This is a genomic window from Paenibacillus hamazuiensis (assembly GCF_023276405.1).
Lineage (GTDB): Bacteria > Bacillota > Bacilli > Paenibacillales > NBRC-103111 > Paenibacillus_AF > Paenibacillus_AF hamazuiensis.
In genome coordinates this window covers 3,262,411-3,279,383 of the sequence record NZ_JALRMO010000001.1, presented here as the reverse complement: position 1 = coordinate 3,279,383, position 16,973 = coordinate 3,262,411, and the positions used below count along the sequence as shown (strand labels likewise).

11 protein-coding genes and 1 pseudogene are annotated in these 16,973 nt (G+C 52.0%); 9 read left to right on the top strand and 3 right to left on the bottom strand.

The features are described from left to right. Positions 1-68: 68 nt before the first annotated feature. The gene (locus tag MYS68_RS14470; protein ID WP_248926523.1) at positions 69-704 is read right to left on the bottom strand and encodes a YktB family protein; all 636 of its coding nucleotides are present in this window, start codon (positions 702-704) and stop codon (positions 69-71) included. Positions 705-943: 239 nt separating this feature from the next. Between MYS68_RS14470 and MYS68_RS14465 the strand changes: the two genes are divergently transcribed. The 9 genes from MYS68_RS14465 to MYS68_RS14425 all read left to right on the top strand — a co-directional run bounded on the left by MYS68_RS14465 (position 944) and on the right by MYS68_RS14425 (position 13,206). After that, on the top strand, positions 944-1,900 hold the full coding sequence (locus tag MYS68_RS14465; protein ID WP_248926522.1) for an ABC transporter permease: 957 nt from the start codon (positions 944-946) through the stop codon (positions 1,898-1,900). 15 nt (positions 1,901-1,915) lie between these two features. After that, a complete protein-coding gene (locus MYS68_RS14460) occupies positions 1,916-2,803 on the top strand; it encodes a carbohydrate ABC transporter permease (RefSeq protein ID WP_248926521.1) in 888 nt (295 codons plus the stop codon). Positions 2,804-2,950: 147 nt separating this feature from the next. After that, on the top strand, positions 2,951-4,519 hold the full coding sequence (locus MYS68_RS14455; protein WP_248926520.1) for an extracellular solute-binding protein: 1,569 nt from the start codon (positions 2,951-2,953) through the stop codon (positions 4,517-4,519). Between the two features lie 96 nt (positions 4,520-4,615). Further along, complete coding sequence (locus tag MYS68_RS14450) at positions 4,616-5,653, top strand: response regulator transcription factor (protein WP_248926519.1); 1,038 nt, start codon at positions 4,616-4,618, stop codon at positions 5,651-5,653. Continuing rightward, positions 5,653-7,494, top strand: coding sequence for a cache domain-containing sensor histidine kinase (locus tag MYS68_RS14445; RefSeq protein ID WP_248926518.1), 1,842 nt, complete (start codon positions 5,653-5,655; stop codon positions 7,492-7,494). Before MYS68_RS14450 ends, MYS68_RS14445 begins: the two co-directional genes overlap by 1 nt. Positions 7,495-7,569: 75 nt before the next feature. Then, positions 7,570-7,713 carry a hypothetical protein gene (locus MYS68_RS14440; protein WP_248926517.1) on the top strand — a complete coding sequence of 48 codons (144 nt, stop codon included), beginning with the start codon at positions 7,570-7,572 and terminating at the stop codon, positions 7,711-7,713. Beyond that, positions 7,710-9,698, top strand: coding sequence for a heparinase II/III domain-containing protein (locus MYS68_RS14435; RefSeq protein WP_248926516.1), 1,989 nt, complete (start codon positions 7,710-7,712; stop codon positions 9,696-9,698). Before MYS68_RS14440 ends, MYS68_RS14435 begins: the two co-directional genes overlap by 4 nt. Before the next feature lie 72 nt (positions 9,699-9,770). Then, complete coding sequence (locus tag MYS68_RS14430; protein ID WP_248926515.1) at positions 9,771-12,083, top strand: DUF4962 domain-containing protein; 2,313 nt, start codon at positions 9,771-9,773, stop codon at positions 12,081-12,083. Positions 12,084-12,273: 190 nt separating this feature from the next. Continuing rightward, a complete protein-coding gene (locus tag MYS68_RS14425) occupies positions 12,274-13,206 on the top strand; it encodes a copper amine oxidase N-terminal domain-containing protein (protein ID WP_248926514.1) in 933 nt (310 codons plus the stop codon). Positions 13,207-13,417: 211 nt separating this feature from the next. Here the strand turns inward: MYS68_RS14425 and MYS68_RS14420 are convergent, their stop codons facing one another. Both MYS68_RS14420 and MYS68_RS14415 read right to left on the bottom strand, forming a co-directional pair. Next, complete coding sequence (locus MYS68_RS14420; protein ID WP_248926513.1) at positions 13,418-14,869, bottom strand: IS1182 family transposase; 1,452 nt, start codon at positions 14,867-14,869, stop codon at positions 13,418-13,420. 108 nt (positions 14,870-14,977) lie between these two features. Then, positions 14,978-16,284: pseudogene (locus tag MYS68_RS14415) on the bottom strand (IS3 family transposase); the annotation flags it as partial. Positions 16,285-16,973: the final 689 nt, after the last annotated feature.

The following is a 16,973-nucleotide window of genomic DNA, read 5'->3' as shown; positions in this document are numbered from 1 at the left end:
GGTTATACAACCAAACTTAATTCTACTTTAAGGAAAGCTTAGATTTACCTTAATTTTTTGCGGCATTTTTATGGCTGAACTTGCATCGCCAAGCGGTACAAGGGAGACAGCGTCTCGAAAACGGCCGCGATTTCCGCAGTCAGCTTCGGTCCGTCGGAGATCAGAGGTTCGTCCGCCATCATCACTTTGCCGATCAGCAGCTCGGTTTTCTTCACATCGCGAAATTTTTCCAGTGCGGCCTTGAGCTCCTTTTTGCTCAAATCGGCTGCGGAAACGGCGTCTTTTTTCATATGATCGAAGGATAGCATGTAGCTCCCGGGAATCGTTTGCCTTAGCTCGTCGATATGCTTCAGGTAAGTTTTGCCGATGTTCGTTTTCGCCGGCAGTTCGTAGATAAGTGCAAGCCAAATGAACAGCCGGTCGTCAAAGAGGCCCACTTGAAAATGAGGAAACTGCTTGTAGCCTCGTTTATTAGAAGCAAACGCCATCCACGTATCGACCGGCGGATTTACTTTGCGGCGCGCGTGTTTGGCGATGTGCAGGAACATCTCGTGGCCGGCCAGTGCGGAAACGGTAGCTCCCAGTTCCTCGCCAAGCTCCTTGAATTTAGGCTGGATGCGCTCCTGTATCGCTTTCATGCGCGGCTCCAATCCTTCGATGGAAAAGGTTGCGAAATCATGCGGCGAAAATCCGGAAAATGCCATAATGAGGTTCACCTCTCGGTTGATTGTTGAGCGTATGTATCTTCTAAATAGTAACATACTTGCCGCCGGATTGTGTAACCTAAAAAAAACACAAGTGCTGAAAAAGGCACTCCATTGTTCGTTCGACACGCTCCGTTTACGATATAACTAGAAAAACATAAGCTTCTGAAAGGAAGGAGAGCGTGCAAGCCGGATGAAACCGTACACGGAAAAACAGACAACTCGGGGGAGGGACAGACATGGCGACTAATATCCAAGCATCGGACCGCGCCGGTTTCCGGACGCAGACGAACAAAAGCCTCATTTCGTTTATGTGGAAATATAAAGCGCTTTATCTAATTTCCTTACCGGGCATTTTGTATTTCATCATCTTCAAATACGTGCCGCTGTTCGGCTCGGTCATCGCGTTTCAGGATTACAATATTTTTAACGGCATCGCCGGCAGCAAATGGGTCGGCTTGGAGCATTTCAGGCGCATGTTCGAGCATTACGACTTTTTGAAAATTATGAACAACACGATTTTGATCGGTTTGTACGATCTGATCTTTCAGTTTCCGGCGCCGATCATCCTGGCTCTGCTGCTTAACGAATTGAGGGTCGTTTTGTATAAAAGGGTGCTGCAAACGATCGTTTACATGCCGCACTTCTTGTCCTGGGTCATCGTCGGCGGCATCGCGGTCGGCATTTTGTCCCCGTCGACAGGGGCAGTCAATCAATTTCTTTCATGGCTAGGCTTCCAGCCGATTTATTTCCTCGGGGAGGAGTCGTACATCCGCTCGATCCTGGTCGGCTCCGGCATTTGGCGCGATTCCGGCTACGGGACGATCATTTACCTTGCGGCGCTGGCCGGCATCAACCCGGACCTGTATGAGGCCGCCGAGGTGGACGGGGCGAACCGCTGGAAGCAGACGATGGCGATTACGCTGCCTTCGCTTGTTCCGACGATCATGATTTTGTTCCTGCTGCACATCGGCAAGTTTCTCGACTTCGGCTTCGAGCGCGTGTTCGTGTTCCTGAATCCGCTGAACGTTAATAACGGCGAAATTTTGGACACGTACATTTATAAGCAGGGGCTTCTGGCCCAGCAGTACAGCTATACGACAGCAATCGGATTATTCAAATCGGTCGTCGGGCTTTTGCTCATCGTCATAGGCAACGTGCTCAGCAAAAAAACGACCGGCGAAAGCCTGTATTAAAGTGAGGTGGCTGCCATGAACACGAAACGCAGAGCAAGTGCCGGATGGCACATTTTTAACGCGGCTAACTTGACCTTTTTGACGATATTATCGCTGCTAATGTTTTTGCCTTTTCTGAACGTACTCGCCCAGTCGCTCAGCGATTCGAACGCGATCATCGCCGGAAAGGTGCTCTTTACGCCGGTTAATTTTACGTGGATTAATTATCAGTATGTATTCAGCGATGCGGCCATTTGGCGGTCGTTCGGGGTAACCGTTTATATCACGGTCGTCGGTACGGCGATCAACCTGATCGCAACGGCGTCGCTCGCTTATCCGGTTTCCCGCCAGGAGTATGTCGGCAGAAAATATGTCGTGATGATGGTGCTGATCACGGTCGTTTTCTCCGCGCCGCTCATCCCGAACTTTATTTTGATGAAGACGCTGCATTTGACCAACTCGCTGTGGGCGCTGCTGCTGCCGGGAGCGATCAGCTCGTTCAACTTTTTCGTGATGAGATCGTTTTTCATGCAAATTCCCGGCGAGATCATCGATTCCGGCCGGATCGACGGCTGCAGCGAAATGCGGATGATCTGGAGCATCGTTTTGCCGCTGTCCAAACCGGTGATGGCTTCGCTCGGCATTTTTTACGCAGTCGGCCATTGGAATACTTACATGCAGGCGCTTTATTACATCAACAAACCGGCGTTTTGGCCTTTGCAGGTAAAGCTCAACCAGCTCATTCAAAGCGACGACATCAGCATCGATCCGAGCGCCTCCCAGTTCAGCTCGCTTGCGCATATGAACCCGGAAGGCATCAAGATGGCGACGATTATCATCGCCACCTTGCCGATCATATTGGTTTATCCGTTTCTGCAGCGGCATTTTGTCAAAGGCATGATGATCGGTTCGATCAAAGCATAGACCTTAAGGCGGACCTAAAGAAAAGCCAAACGGATACAAAGTCTTTCCATTGTTGGCGGCAAGCCGTCAATTTACAATGAATCTAGGTTGCAAGCGCTGTTTTATTGCCACTTCCCAATAAACTCAACTTTAGAAAAGAGGGGTAACATGAAAAAATGGATCAAGGTGAGCGCTGCCTCTTTGCTCGCGATAAGCATGCTTGCGGGCTGTGCAGGCGGGGACAAGCCGTCAGATCAGGCTCAAGGCGCAGGCAAGCCTGGGGAAAAAGCGAAATTTTCGATTTCGCTCCGCACGCTCGCATTTAACTATGTGGAGAAATCGCCGAACATCAACGAGGACAAGTGGGTTAAAAAGCTCGAGGAGCTGACGAATACGGACCTCGACATTCAGCTTGTACCGCATAAGGAATACGAGCAAAAGATGATCCAAATGTTCGCGACAAACGATATTCCCGACGTCGTGCAAGGCTCCGGTGGGGTTAACGGCAAGGAAATGGCGGGTTCCGTTCCTGCCGGCGTGTTTATGCCTCTGGACGATCTGCTGAAGAAATACGGGCAAAACCTGTTGAAAAAAGTCCCTAAGGAAGCATGGGATAATGTCAGCTATCAGGGTAAAATAATGGCGATTCCGGAGTATTTGTCCAATCCTTCGCGCAGAGCGACGGTCATCCGCAAAGATTTGCTCGACAAAGCCGGCTTGCCGGTGCCGAAGACGGTGGACGAATATGTGAACGTGCTGCGCAAGTTTAAGGAATTGGGTGTCGAAAACCCGTATCAAGGCCGCGAAACGTTCAAGTATGCGGATACGTTCTTCGGGGCGTACGACGTATTCCCGTACCTTTCGATGTTCGAGAAGCAGGGCGACCAGATCGTTCCGAAATTTTTCGACTCCGAAAACATGATGAAAGCTCTGCAAACGTACAAAACGATGTATGACGAAGGTCTCATCAACAAAGAGTTTGCGACGATCAATCCGACCGTTTACAAAAACAACATTTTAGCCGGCAAAGCGGGCATTTGGTCGATGAACGCCAACGAGGTGCTTCAATGGGAGCAGCAGCTGAAAGCGAACGTGCCGACGGCGAAGCTGGAAGTCATTCCATCTCCGGTCGGACCGGACGGCAAAGGCGGTCATTATTTGTACGGCTCCGTGACTCGCGGCTACTTTATCAACAAGAATGTGAAAAATCCGGAAGCGATCGTCAAGTTTTTCGACTGGATGGTAAGCGACGAAGCCGAGAAGTTTTTCACCTTTGGCATCCAAGGCGATACGTACACCGAAGAAAACGGCAAAATCAACTACAAATCGCCGACCGATCCGCAAGGCGTCGACGAAGAGCGCTACAGACAGGCGTTCCTGTGGCTCGTGCAGGATACGACCTACAATAAAGGAACGCTCAGCTTGACCGAAGAAGGCAAGAAACTGATGAACATTTATGATACAATTTTAGCAAAAGAGGGCCGCGATGGCATTCAATTCGATCCTCGCCTCGATGCGCTCGTGAAAAATCCGGACATCGCTCCGAACTCGGATACCGCGCCGCCGCTGCTGCTGAATCACATGGTTAAAATGGTTTACGGCAAAGAGCCGATTTCCGATTGGCCGAAAGTGCTCGAAGAATGGAAATCCAAGGGCGGCAATGACGTCATCAAGGAAGCGACCGAGAAGTTCAACAAAAAAGACGGCAGCGTAACGATTTCCATGCCGCGCCGTTAATGAAAATAGCCCGTTTTTCGTCTCCTCACGTGATCTCCGCGTGGGGAGCTCTACTTCATGGCTCGATTTGACACTAAAAGAAAGGGGCGTTCCTTCATGTATCGCGTACTCATTGTAGACGACGAACCGATGATTCGCAAAGGACTGCAAAAGCTGGTCGAGCAATCGGGCCTGCCGATTTCGGAGGTTGCCGTAGCGGAGAACGGAGCGGACGCATTCGAGAAGATACGGGAGAAGCGCCCCGATTTTTTGTTCACCGATATCCGCATGCCGAAAATGGACGGGCTCGAATTGTGCCGCCTCGTGGCGGAGCATGACGGCGACATCCAGATTGTCATCGTGACCGGCTACAGCGACTTTGAGTACGCACAAAAATGCGTCTCCTACGGGGTCAAGGAGTATTTGCTGAAGCCGATGAACAAGAGGCTCGTTGAGGACGTCATCCGCAAGCTGGTGGCGAACGCCGAAAAGCAGCGGCCGAAAGCGTTCGTATCCGTAACGAAGCTGGATCAATGGGTGGAGGATACGGAGGAGGCGGTTTGGACGCTGCAGCAGGATAGGCTGGACCGCACGTTTGCCGAATGCCGCGCCGAATGCGAACGGCAGCAGCTTGCTTTGTCCCAGCTCACCGATCTGCTCGGCGAGTATTACGCGCTGCTTATCAAGAAGCTGAACACCCGCGATGTGTTCGCTTTCGCCTCCGGCCTGCATTTTCACGATGTGCTGTCGGCTGAAGAGGCGTGGCAGCGGTTTACGGGAGCTATTGCGGACATGTGCGGCACGCTGAAAAACAAGCGCAAAGGCAAGGTGAAGGACCCTGTCGAAGAAGCCAAGCTGTATATTGAGGAGCACTTGGCCAGAGAGGTTTCCCTGGAGGAAGTGGCGGATTATATCGGACTGAACGCCTCCTACTTCAGCCAGCTGTTCAAGCAAATGACGGGCGAGACGTTCGTGCAATACCGAATCCGGCGCCGGATGGAGAGAGCCAAAAAGTTGCTGGAAATTCCGCATTACCGGATTACGGACATTTCAAACGAAGTCGGCTACGCGGATCATCCGCATTTTACGAAAACATTCAAAAAATATACCGGCTTCCTGCCTTCGGAATATCGTCACATGATGGGGATCGAATAATGAAGCAGCGTACGCTTTCCGGGCAAATCTATGTTTATTTCATCATTGTGATCGTGCTCTCGCTGCTGTCGGTCAGCGTGTTTTCTTACTTCCAGTCGAGTCAGGCGCTCGACCGGCAGGTCGAAAAATATATGGCGCAGACGATCAACAACGCGCTGTACCAAACCGACATTTACCTGCAAAATTACGAGCTCGTCAGTAACTCGCTTATATCCAATCAGGATATCCGCGCCTTTTTGGAGATCGAGCCGACCGATTATTACGAATACTTTTATTATTCGGATCAAATCAAGCGTTACGCGCTGCAGCCGCTGTTCACGCTGTACCGGCAGCTGAATTTGATTTATGTGATCGGCGACAACGGGCGGTCGGTGTTTTACGACAACCAGAACGTCCGGATGCCGGACGACGCCAGCATTGAGCAGCAGTATAAGCTGCTGCAGAGCGTCACGCCGGTAAACGGAGACATGGCGATTTTGAATGTAAGCTCGCGCCCGGACGAAAAAAATTTGGTGATCACGCTGGCCCGGAAAATCCGCGGCAAATCGTCTTTCGATTTCAAAGGCGTGCTCGCGATCGAGTTCCGGGTGCAGGAGCTGTCCCGCATATGGGACGGTCTCGACCTCGGGAAAAACGATTACTTTTTCATCCTGGACGAAACCGGCCATTATATTTACCATCCGGATAAGGAGAAGCTCGGCACCGAGGTGCAGGGAAGCTTGGCCGAAAACGTCATGTCGGACGGCAAAGGCATGTTCGTCGATCGGGTCGGGCAGGAGGATAGACTGTTCGTTTCGCGAAAGTCGGCTTATTCCAAATGGACGCTCGTCGTTTCGATGCCGGTCAAAGAACTGCGGGCGCCGATTTCGACGATCCGCTCGACGACCTTGATCGTCGGGCTGCTGACCTTAATCGTCGCGCTGTGGCTCGCCTACCGGTTCGGGCAATCGATCGTCGCCCCGATTCGCGTGCTTAAGGAAGGGATGCGCGAGACGGAGAAGGGCAATTGGCAGTATATCGACGAATCGGGCCGCAGCGATGAAATCGGCGGACTCATCCACAGCTATAATCTGATGGTGACGAGGCTGCAGGAAATGATCAAAAAAGTATACGAAGTCGAGCTTGTAAGTCAAAAAACGGCGCTCGACATGCAAAGAATCGAGCTCGAACGGCAGACCGCCGAATTTCAGTCGCTGCAGCTGCAAATCAACCCGCATTTCATGTACAACACCTTGGAGACGGTCAACTGCTACGCGATCGTGAAAGACTCGCACGAAATTTCCGAAATCGTCGAAGCGCTCGCCTTCATGCTGCGTTATTCCGTGCAGACGAATCTCGAGGAAATTACGGTTGCCAACGAGCTTAACCATGTGCGCAACTACCTGATCATTCTCAAGCACCGGATCGGCCGCGAATTCGAAATCGACGTCGTTATTCCGCCATCCCTGTTGCTGGAAAAAATGGTGCGGCTGACGCTGCAGCCGATTGTGGAAAACATTTTCCAGCATGCGTTTCCCGAGGGGATTGAGGAGCGCCACTACATTCGCATCGATGCGAAAAAGGAAAAGGAGCTCTTTATGGTCATCGTGGAGGATAACGGCGCCGGAATCCCGCCGGAGCGGCTGGAGAATTTGCGAACGCAGTTGAGGGAAAACCGGCTGGCCGGCGAACCGGCCCAGTCCGGATACCGGAGGGGAGGCATCGGACTCATGAACGTGCACCGCCGCATCCAGATGGTGTTCGGCGAAGAGTACGGACTTTCCATTGAAAGCACGGTGGGTAAGGGCACTAAAATTACGCTGACCATGCCTTCCGACAAACGCATCGCGATAACGCATTAATTGCTTTCTGAGCAGGCTCTGCCATGTAAATGTTTTGTTCAACTTCGTTAGATCAATCTATGGGGAGAGGATCTTATGAAAATCGATTTGTCGGGCCAAATTGCGCCCATCACCTACTCCAATACGGAGCTCGGCCGCGCTGCCGCTGACGCACCGTATTCGGTCTCTTATTCGGCGGGCGAAACGATCGAAATCAACGGCGGGATGTATCAACGATGACGAGTATCAGGGAGAAGCTGGAGCAAACGTCGTGGTGTGCGCAGGCGGTCGCCGGTCTGCGCCAGGAACTTAATGAGCTGATCGATAGGGGCGTCCGCATTCCCGAAGAGCCGGGAGGGTGGTGGCATCAATATGTATGTCCCGAGCATCATGCGGAACTGCTGTTCGAGCCTTCGGAGGAAGACGCCCGTACCTTCCGGTGTCCGCACGGCTGCAGCATCGAAGGGGAAGAGTACCGTGCAGCGTGGCTCGTTTTCAAGCATCAGTCGCTCGCCCGGTATGCGCTCCAGGCGGCGGCTGTATATGCCGCGGAAAAGGATGCGCGGTACGCCGAGCTGGGACTTGCGATTTTGTCGCAATACGCGGCGCAATTTCCGCGTTACCCGGTGCATCCGGACGCGCAGCCGTGGATGCTGAAAGGGCGCGCTTTCCATCAGGCGCTGACGGAAGCGATCTGGTCGACGACGCTGATTCGCGCCTACCTGCTGCTGAAGGATGAAGGCGTTAACATGAGCGGAATGGATCGGGTATGGGCGAATTTTCTGGCTATGCTGGAAAGCAGCATGGTGGAATACCGGCGCATATTGATCCATGACCGCGGCAATCCCGAAAGCAACTATACGGCGTGGCTTAACGCTTCGCTGTCGTGCGTCTACGCGGCGCAGGGGGAACGCGGCAAGCTGGAGGAGCTGCTCCATGACCGAGGCGGCTTGCGGCACCACCTGTCGATCGGCGTGAAGCCGGACGGCTTTGAATTCGAAGGAAGCGCCTATTATCACGTGTTTGTGCTGCGCGCTTATTTGATCACGGCGGAAATGGCGGAGCGTTTCGGCATCGATATGTACGGCTTGCGCGGGGATGGCGGGCAATCTTTCGAGAGCATGTTTGACGTGCTGGCCGGCCTCGCGAACGAACGGGGCGAGCTGCCGGCGCTGCATGACGGGCCGTATAAGCGGATTCCGTACGCGCGGGAAATCGCCGAAATTATGGAAATCGGCTTCGCCCGGTACGGCAAACCCGATTATGCACCGGTGCTTGCCGAAGCATACCGCCAGCTCGGCGGTTCGCCGGTGCGAACCGGTCTGGAGGCCGTCATGTACGGCACAGGCGACGCGGATTTGACCCTGCCCCGCCCCGCCGCTTCTTCTTTACTTCTGCCCGATTCCGGCTTCGCGATCGGACGGCATGCGTTAAATCCGTTGTCGTTTCTGATCGACTTCGGTCCGCACGGCGGCTCGCACGGGCATTACGACAAGCTGCACGTGTCGATTGAGCACAGCAGCGGCGCCGTCTCGCCGGAGATGGGGATGGTGCCTTACGGATCGGCGCTGCGCAAGGAATGGTTTGCCGAAACGGCCAGCCACAACACGATCGCCGTCGGCGGCAGGTCGCAGCAGCCGCATGAGGGAGAGTGCGTGAAATTCATCAGCGGCCCCGATGCCTCGTACGTATGGGCTCGGTCGGCCGGAGCTTATGAAGGCTGCATATTGGATCGCCACGTGATGATAGTCGAACAGCTGGTGGTCGATTGGGCCCAAGCGAAGCTGGAAAAAGAGGACATCATCGACCTGTGGTTCCACTCGTTGTATCCTTTTACGGCGATGGACGGGACGAAACTGACCGACCCCTCCGCAACGTTTGGCAAAGAGGGCGGATATGCTCTCGTCAAGCCGCGGCATATGCTTCGCAGTACCGGCGATCAGTTTCGGCTTCTCACCGGCGGTACGGAAAATCGGCTGCACGTCACGGTTATTCCGCCGCGGCAAGCTTCCGTTTACTTGGCGGAAACGCCCGGGTGCTCGGTTGATCCGAGCCGGCCTGCCTATGCGCTGCTGCAGCGGGTTACGGGAGCGGATTCGAACTTTATCCAAATTTACTCAGCCGGCGAAGCCGCGGAAGCGGAGCTGTCTGGAGATACATTAACCGTCCGCTGCAGCGGCAAAACCTCTCGGTTTACGATGACGGATGAGGGGCTGCGGCACTAAGATTTGCCCGGCAAGCGGAACAAACATTCATTTTATCAAATCATCATTATTAGCGGGATGGAGTGAAGCAACGTGAGCAAACCGTTGTACGAGCCGCAAAGCGGCATTTTGACCGTGCAGTACGAACCGAACGAACAAACCCGGCTTCTTGAAAATCCGCCGCGGTTTACCTGGATACCGGCTAAACTCGAGCACGACAGATATGCGCTGCAAATATCGAAATCGGCCGATTTCTCCAGCGAAGACACGGTTACGATCGAGCCGATACCATATAATTTTTACACTCCGGATCGGGCCTTGCCGCCGGGTACGTATTACTGGCGCTACGCTTTGCTGGAGTCCGACACACCCGGCGGTGCCGGTTACGAACGTACCGCGTGGAGCCGGACACGCTCCTTTACCGTGCCCGAGGGTCTTACGGAAACGCCGCTTCCCGCGCGACCCGAAAGATACGGCGGCGTGAAGCTGACGCATCCGCGCCTGTGGCTGCAAGCGGATGAACTCGAAACGTTCAAGAGCAAGGTCAAGATGGACCCGGCCTACTGCGGCTGGGATGTCTTTTACGAGCGATCCGTAAAGCCGTGGATCGACCGGGAGCCAATAGCGGAACCGAAGCGTTACCCGGACAACAAACGGGTCGCCAAGCTGTGGCGGCAAATGTATATGGACTGTCAGGAGACGCTGTACGCAATCCGGCATCTTGCCGTCGCCGGCGTCGTGTTGGATGATGACAAGCTGATCGAGCGGGCCAAATCCTGGCTGCTCCATGTCCTTACTTGGGAAATCGACGGTACGACTTCCCGCGACTACAACGATGAAGCGGCGTTCCGCATCGCCGGCGCGTTAGCCTGGGGTTACGACTGGCTGTACGCGTATTTGACGGCGGAAGAGCGGGAGCAGGTGCGGGACAATCTTCTGAAGCGAACGGCGCAGGTTGCCTTTCACGTAATTGAACGTTCGAAAATTCACCAGGTACCGTTCGACAGCCACGCTGTCCGTTCGCTGTCGTCCGTGCTTGTGCCCTGCTGTATTGCGATGTTCGGGGAAGAGGAGAAGGCCAGGGAGTGGCTTGATTACACGCTGGAGTATTACGCTTGTCTGTACTCGCCATGGGGCGGCATCGACGGGGGCTGGGCGGAAGGCCCGATGTACTGGACGACGGGCATGGCGTTTGTGACCGAGGCGATGAACCTGCTGAAAAAATATACGGGCATCAACTTTTACGAGCGGCCGTTTTTCCAAAAAACCGGCGATTTTCCACTGTACTGCTTCAGTCCGGATACGATTCGCTGCAGCTTCGGCGACCAATCGACGCTTGGCGATCCGGTCAGCCTGAAAACCGGCTTCAACGTCCGCCAGTTTGCGGGAGTGACCGGGAACGGCTTGTATCAATGGTATTACGAGCGGGTGAAAGAGACGGACACCGATTCGGAGATGAAGTTTTACAACTACGGCTGGTGGGATTTCCGTTTCGACGATATGGTGTACCGCCACGATTACCCGGCTGTGGAGCCGGTAGCGCCGACTGCGATTGAGAAAGTCAAATGGTTCCGCGATATCGGCTGGGTCGCCTTCCATGCGAACATGGATCGGCCGCAGGACCATATTATGCTGTTGACCAAGAGCAGCTGGTACGGCTCCGTCAGCCACAGCCACGGCGATCAAAACGGCTTCCTGCTGCATGCGTTCGGCGAACCTCTCGCCATAGAGAGCGGCCATTATGTCGCTTTCGGCAGCACGATGCATATGAATTGGCGCCGGCAGACACGTTCGACCAACAACATATTGATCGACGGCAAGGGGCAGTATGCAGGCCGCGATAAAACGCTGCAAATGGCGGCCAAAGGCGTCGTCGAAGCGGTCGAATCGCACGCGCATTACAGCTATTCCCGCTGCAACGCGACCGAAGCCTACAAGGAAAATGTGCCTTATTTGGACCGCTATGTGCGGGAAATATATTTCTTCGACCAGTCGTACGCCGTCATCGTCGACCAGGTCGATTTGTCCCGGCCCGGACGTCTGGATTGGCTGTTCCATACTCCTCACCGGATGAATCTCGAAGGGCAAACGTTCCGCGTGGAGGGCCAAAAAGCCGATATGGACGGACGTTTCGTATACTGCTCCTCCGGCGACCTGGCGTTATCCCAGACGGACGAATTTGCCGATGCCGATCCGGGTGAAATCGAAGGATTGCCGCGCGAATGGCATTTGACCGCATCCGCCCGCGAAGCGCGCAGTCACCGGATCGCCACGCTGCTTGTGCCGATCCGTAAGGGCGACAGCAAATATGTGTCGTTTTTCCTGGACGATCAGGATCACGGCGTGCACATTTATTTTACCGAAAACGGCGTTACACGGAAGGTGGAGGTGCCAAAGGCGTATTAACCCGGGGCCGCCCCGGCAGGCCGGTAAAACGGAGCGTCCGCGCAGCCAATATGGGCCGCCGGCGCTCCTTTTTTTGCTGCTTGAGGACGATTTCTTTCTTCGGATGCGGGACAAAATGCGAAAAATGCCGTATCATGTAAGTAATTGAATTTGTAGATTTCTACTTACTTTCCAAGAAAGGATCGATCCGATGCGAAAACGGATATGGCGAATCGCAGCGCTCAGCTCGCTGCTCGCAACGACTTTTACGGCGGGCGTTTATGCGGAAGATATTTTGAGAAAAGTAGACGCGTATTTGCGTCCCGATTACAACATTGTGCTTGACGGCAAGCCGGTAAAGCTGGAGCATGACACGCTCATTTATGACGGGTCCAGTTATTTGCCAATCAAGGAACTGGGCAATCTGCTCGGCGCGAGTATTTTGTTTAAGGGCGAAACGAAAACGATCTACATCAACAGCCGAATGTATGAGGAGCAGCCCATAACGAATCCCGACTATGAAGAGATCGTCATGAGCAGCCCGAACGCCGGGTGGTATAACTACCTCGGTGCCGAATATCCCGCTCTGACCATATACAATGAAAAAGCTTCGTCCGGAACAAACAACAAATACTGGCGTCTGAAGGACGTGAAGCGGATGGGGATGGATTTAACCGGCCTTCCGATCGTGAAGGAGAAATATACGCAGGATCTGTATGTCAGCGAGCAGGAGCTTCGCAAAAAAAATAATGCGCCCGTTTCGTCGAACGGCAGAAATCGCGGGAGCTACGTGGTTACCGGCGAAACGAACCCGAACAAAATCGAAGCGATCCAGACGCATATCAAAAACACATTAAACGCCAAAATCAAAAATGTCAGCTTTTCCAATAGGCCGATTATCGTGGATGCTCTGCCTGAAGAAAATACATACGACTATTTGTTTTACCAAAACGGCTACTGGACCGACGGGACGAGGACCAATAACAGATTGATCCGCGTCCGTCTGTCGCTGCGCTTCGAAATGTACGATAAAGAGCAGTTCACCGTAAACGCAGGGGAACTGATCGACTTGCAGAGCCAGGCCGCTCTCCGCGAAAGCCAGTCCAAGACGGGCTCCGACTCCAATACGGATACCCAGCAATAATCCCATCCCCTGAACTGTGACCCATAAAGTGGACGATTGAAAAAGAACCTAAGCTGTCAAAAGATGACTTCTGAATTGATCGAGGCCACTGAAAAACTTATGTTTTATTCTCCAGGCGTCTCTTACTAGTTGCAAAAAAGACATCTACCCCATTGTTTTAGGGGGTGGATGTCTTTTTTGAGACTTTAAATCGGTCTAATCGCTGTGTTTTTCAATCTATCAGTTTCAATATTCGCTTAAGATTTACAGCAAATATGGTCATTGCACCTTGCATTTCCATGCCAAGTAGACCCGAGGATGTGGCAACATCATACCCGTGTCCATGTTTAAGTTCACTGTTCTTTGCTTCAATTTTGTACCGCTCCTTGGACTTCTCCTTGAAGTATTCCGTCTCTTGGAAGGCCATCTGCTCCAAATGTTCATTGGATTTAATGGTTACGGAATATGTCTTGCTTTTGGAGCCTTCTTTGTAGCAGCCTTCTTTGAGCGGACAACGCTTGCATAGCTCTACATCAAAATAATAGGTATTCGCCTGGTTTCGGTTGACACCTTTTTTGCCCTCACGAGCCTTTCGGATCGCCATATGACCAGCTGGGCATATGTACATGCCGGCATCTTTGTTGAACAGAAATTCGTCTTCCTTCTTTCGGCTGCCTTGCGTGATGAGCGGATTGAGTTTTGCTATGAGTTCAATTTCATTGCTCTTCGTGTACGAAATATTATCCTTTTCCGAATACGCGGTATCTCCAATGACAGTTTTGACCTGCATGCCGGCTGCTTTGCTTTTTTCGATGAGTGCCTGCAATTGTTTGCCATCATTCTTCTCGCCAGTTGTAATGATAGCCGCTGTAATAATGCGTTCCTCGGTCATGGCTAGATGTGTTTTGTATCCAAAGAAGGCGGAGTCTGCGCTCTTATGTCCCACACGCGCATCCGGATCCGCCGCCAGCCGAAGATGTTCGACGTCATCTTCCACCGTCTCCTTCAACAAGTTGAGCGGCTCCAGAATTTTCGGCACTTGTGCGATTCCGGATTCATTTTCGATGAAGGCGACGAGTTTTTGGCAATACTCAATTTCGTCTTCGAGTACGTTGCTCGTGTACTTTGCTGGCATCTTGGCTTTGGCCGATTCATCCATACTGTAAACGGCCTTTCGTAATTTCCGCGCACGATCTTGTAGAATTTCTTGAGGCGACTTCTGGTTGTAGCGTGCTGTCGAATGCGTAGCGTCAACGATAATCGAGTTACTTTTCAGGATATTCTGCTCGATGGCGAGGGCTACCGTCTTCCCGATAAGCATGTCCAACAATTTGATGTCCTTTAACCGTAGCTTGCGAAATTTCGTCAAGGAACTCGGGTCAATAACTGGATCCTCCGGTGCCATGCCTAGAAAATATTTGAACGACAGGTCATACTTAGAGCGCTCGACAATGTCGATATCAGATAGTTCAAAGATGGCTTTCAGTAGTAGATATTTAAACATGCGAATGGGGTCAATGGCGTTACGTCCATTATCCAAACAATATTTTGCTTCCAGTTCCTCATATATGAAAGTGAAGTCCACCAGTTCGTTGATTTGACGGAGCATATTGTCCTTTGGCACGACGATGTCATACAGTGCCGCGTAAGGACTCAGAACTAAAGTTTGTTGCTGCCGAATCATCTACTCTCACCCACTTTTCGTGATGAATTAATATTCGGCAAAAAAGGTACAGCCTCCTCTACCTTCTAGAAGGACTGTACCTTTTTCGTATGAATGAACTTTTTCAGTGGCCTCGAATTGATCAGGGGTCATCTTTTTTAATGTCCATTGGTACCGTTCGGAATTGTAAAAGTCGATATACTCTTGTACACGGTTCCGGAGCTCCTCCAAAGTGTTGCATTCTGCGAGATCAAGCTCGTCCTTCATATGACCGAAAAATGATTCCATAGATGCATTATCCCAGCAGTTTCCCTTTCGAGACATCGACTGCCGAAAGCCTGCCTCGCTCACCTTTACCCTAAATGTAGGGTGAGTGTAGTGGATACCTTGATCCGAATGAATCATGGCCTCTGGATGAATGTTACCATCTAAATGTTCTAGGAGTCTGTCAAAGGTTTGTATCGACAAAGAAACGTCTAGACTCGTGGAAAGGTAATGAGCAGGCACTTGGCGTGTTGAACCGTCCTTTATAACAGATAAGTAAGCAGTCTGACCGTTCCCATAGTTCAGGTAGGTGATATCGGTCAGGAATACTTTATCCGGCTCGCCTTGATCGAATTGACGTTCCAGCAGGTTCGGACATGTAGCGTGCTCTTGGGTAGCTTTGGCGATTTTACGGTACGGATTGGCTCTACGAATCGTGACCACGAGATTATATTTCTTCATAAGCCGTCGGATTTTCTTATGGTTCATGGTCACGTTACTACGCTGTTCCATCCGCATTTTGATCACAAGAGCACCGGCTTTACCGTGTAAGGCAACAAAGTGTTCTTTGATGAGATTAGCGTCTTGCTCGTCGCTATATTCGCGTTTCTGCCTTGTTTCTTCCGCGCTCAACCAGCGATAGTACCCGCTTGAGCTTACCGCTAGCAGCTTACAAAGATACCTTGTCATACGTTTTATGCCATGCAAACGGACCGTGGAATTAATCATTTGAAAGCGCTCGGAACACGTCAGGATTTCCGCTTCTGTCTTTCGAGCGCTTCGAGCTTTTTTAGGAGATCATTCTCTGCCTCTAAAAGCTCGATTCGAGCTTCTGCACGTTTTAACTGTTCCTCAATCGATAATGCCTTCTCTGACGGCCTTCCGGGGGACCCTTTCCCGCGGCGTTCCTCCAGTAAACCAGTTTCACCGTAATTGGCGTATGTTGCCCTCCAGCGCTTTAGGCATTGTTTAGGTTGCTCATTTCCAATCGTCTCAAGATGAAAACCCGCTTCTAAGAATATCTGTTGAGGCGTATTTCCTTCCAGATTAGCTAATACGGCAGCCAACTTAAACGACGGCTCATAGGTAATGGCTTTTTCCGATACATGACGGACATTTGGGTTCCTCTCTAATTGCCTCATTTCTAATTCCGTGAATATTTTTTTACTCATCCCGTTCCCTCACTTTCCTTATAACATGATTAAAACACAAAAGACCCGTAGAAGGGCACTTTTTTCAAAGTGTCCATCCTACGGGTCACAGTTCACCCCGGCACCCGCCGGGTTTTTTTGTTAGGCCGTCGAAGTTACAAATTTAGAGTCAATGTATGATGTACGCGGTGTTGTTGACGAGGCCAGGGTTTCACAAGTATTTCTTACACCTTCGAACAAGCAATGGCCAAATCCGCTTCAGCCCATACTTTCAGGCATTACCCGAACCATTGCCTCTCTATCGTCTTACACGATCGTAAAGCGAGTCCGGCATCGTTTCGGCGGCAACCGAAACGTGCCCGGGCAATCGCGGGCCCGAGGCACGCACCGCCTAACCCAGCCCAGTGCCGATAGTACAGCGTGTCAGGGCATAGGCTTTTTATCCGAAGGTAAAAAAGCCATGCCCTGACAAACGCGACCTAGAAGCGAGCAGCCGCGCAATTCGGGCGGGTCCAGGGCGCCCGAGCGCCTGGGGTCCCCCCGTTGGGGGGATTTAGGGGGGATCGGCAGTCAAAAAAGAGGCGATTTTTTTAATAAAAAGACAATAAACCAAGTTGCTAAATCATACTATTCATAATAAGATAGGAGTAAGGATAATTATCTGAAAATTCCATCAAATATTCAGTTGTCCAACCGGAATCATCGGCCGC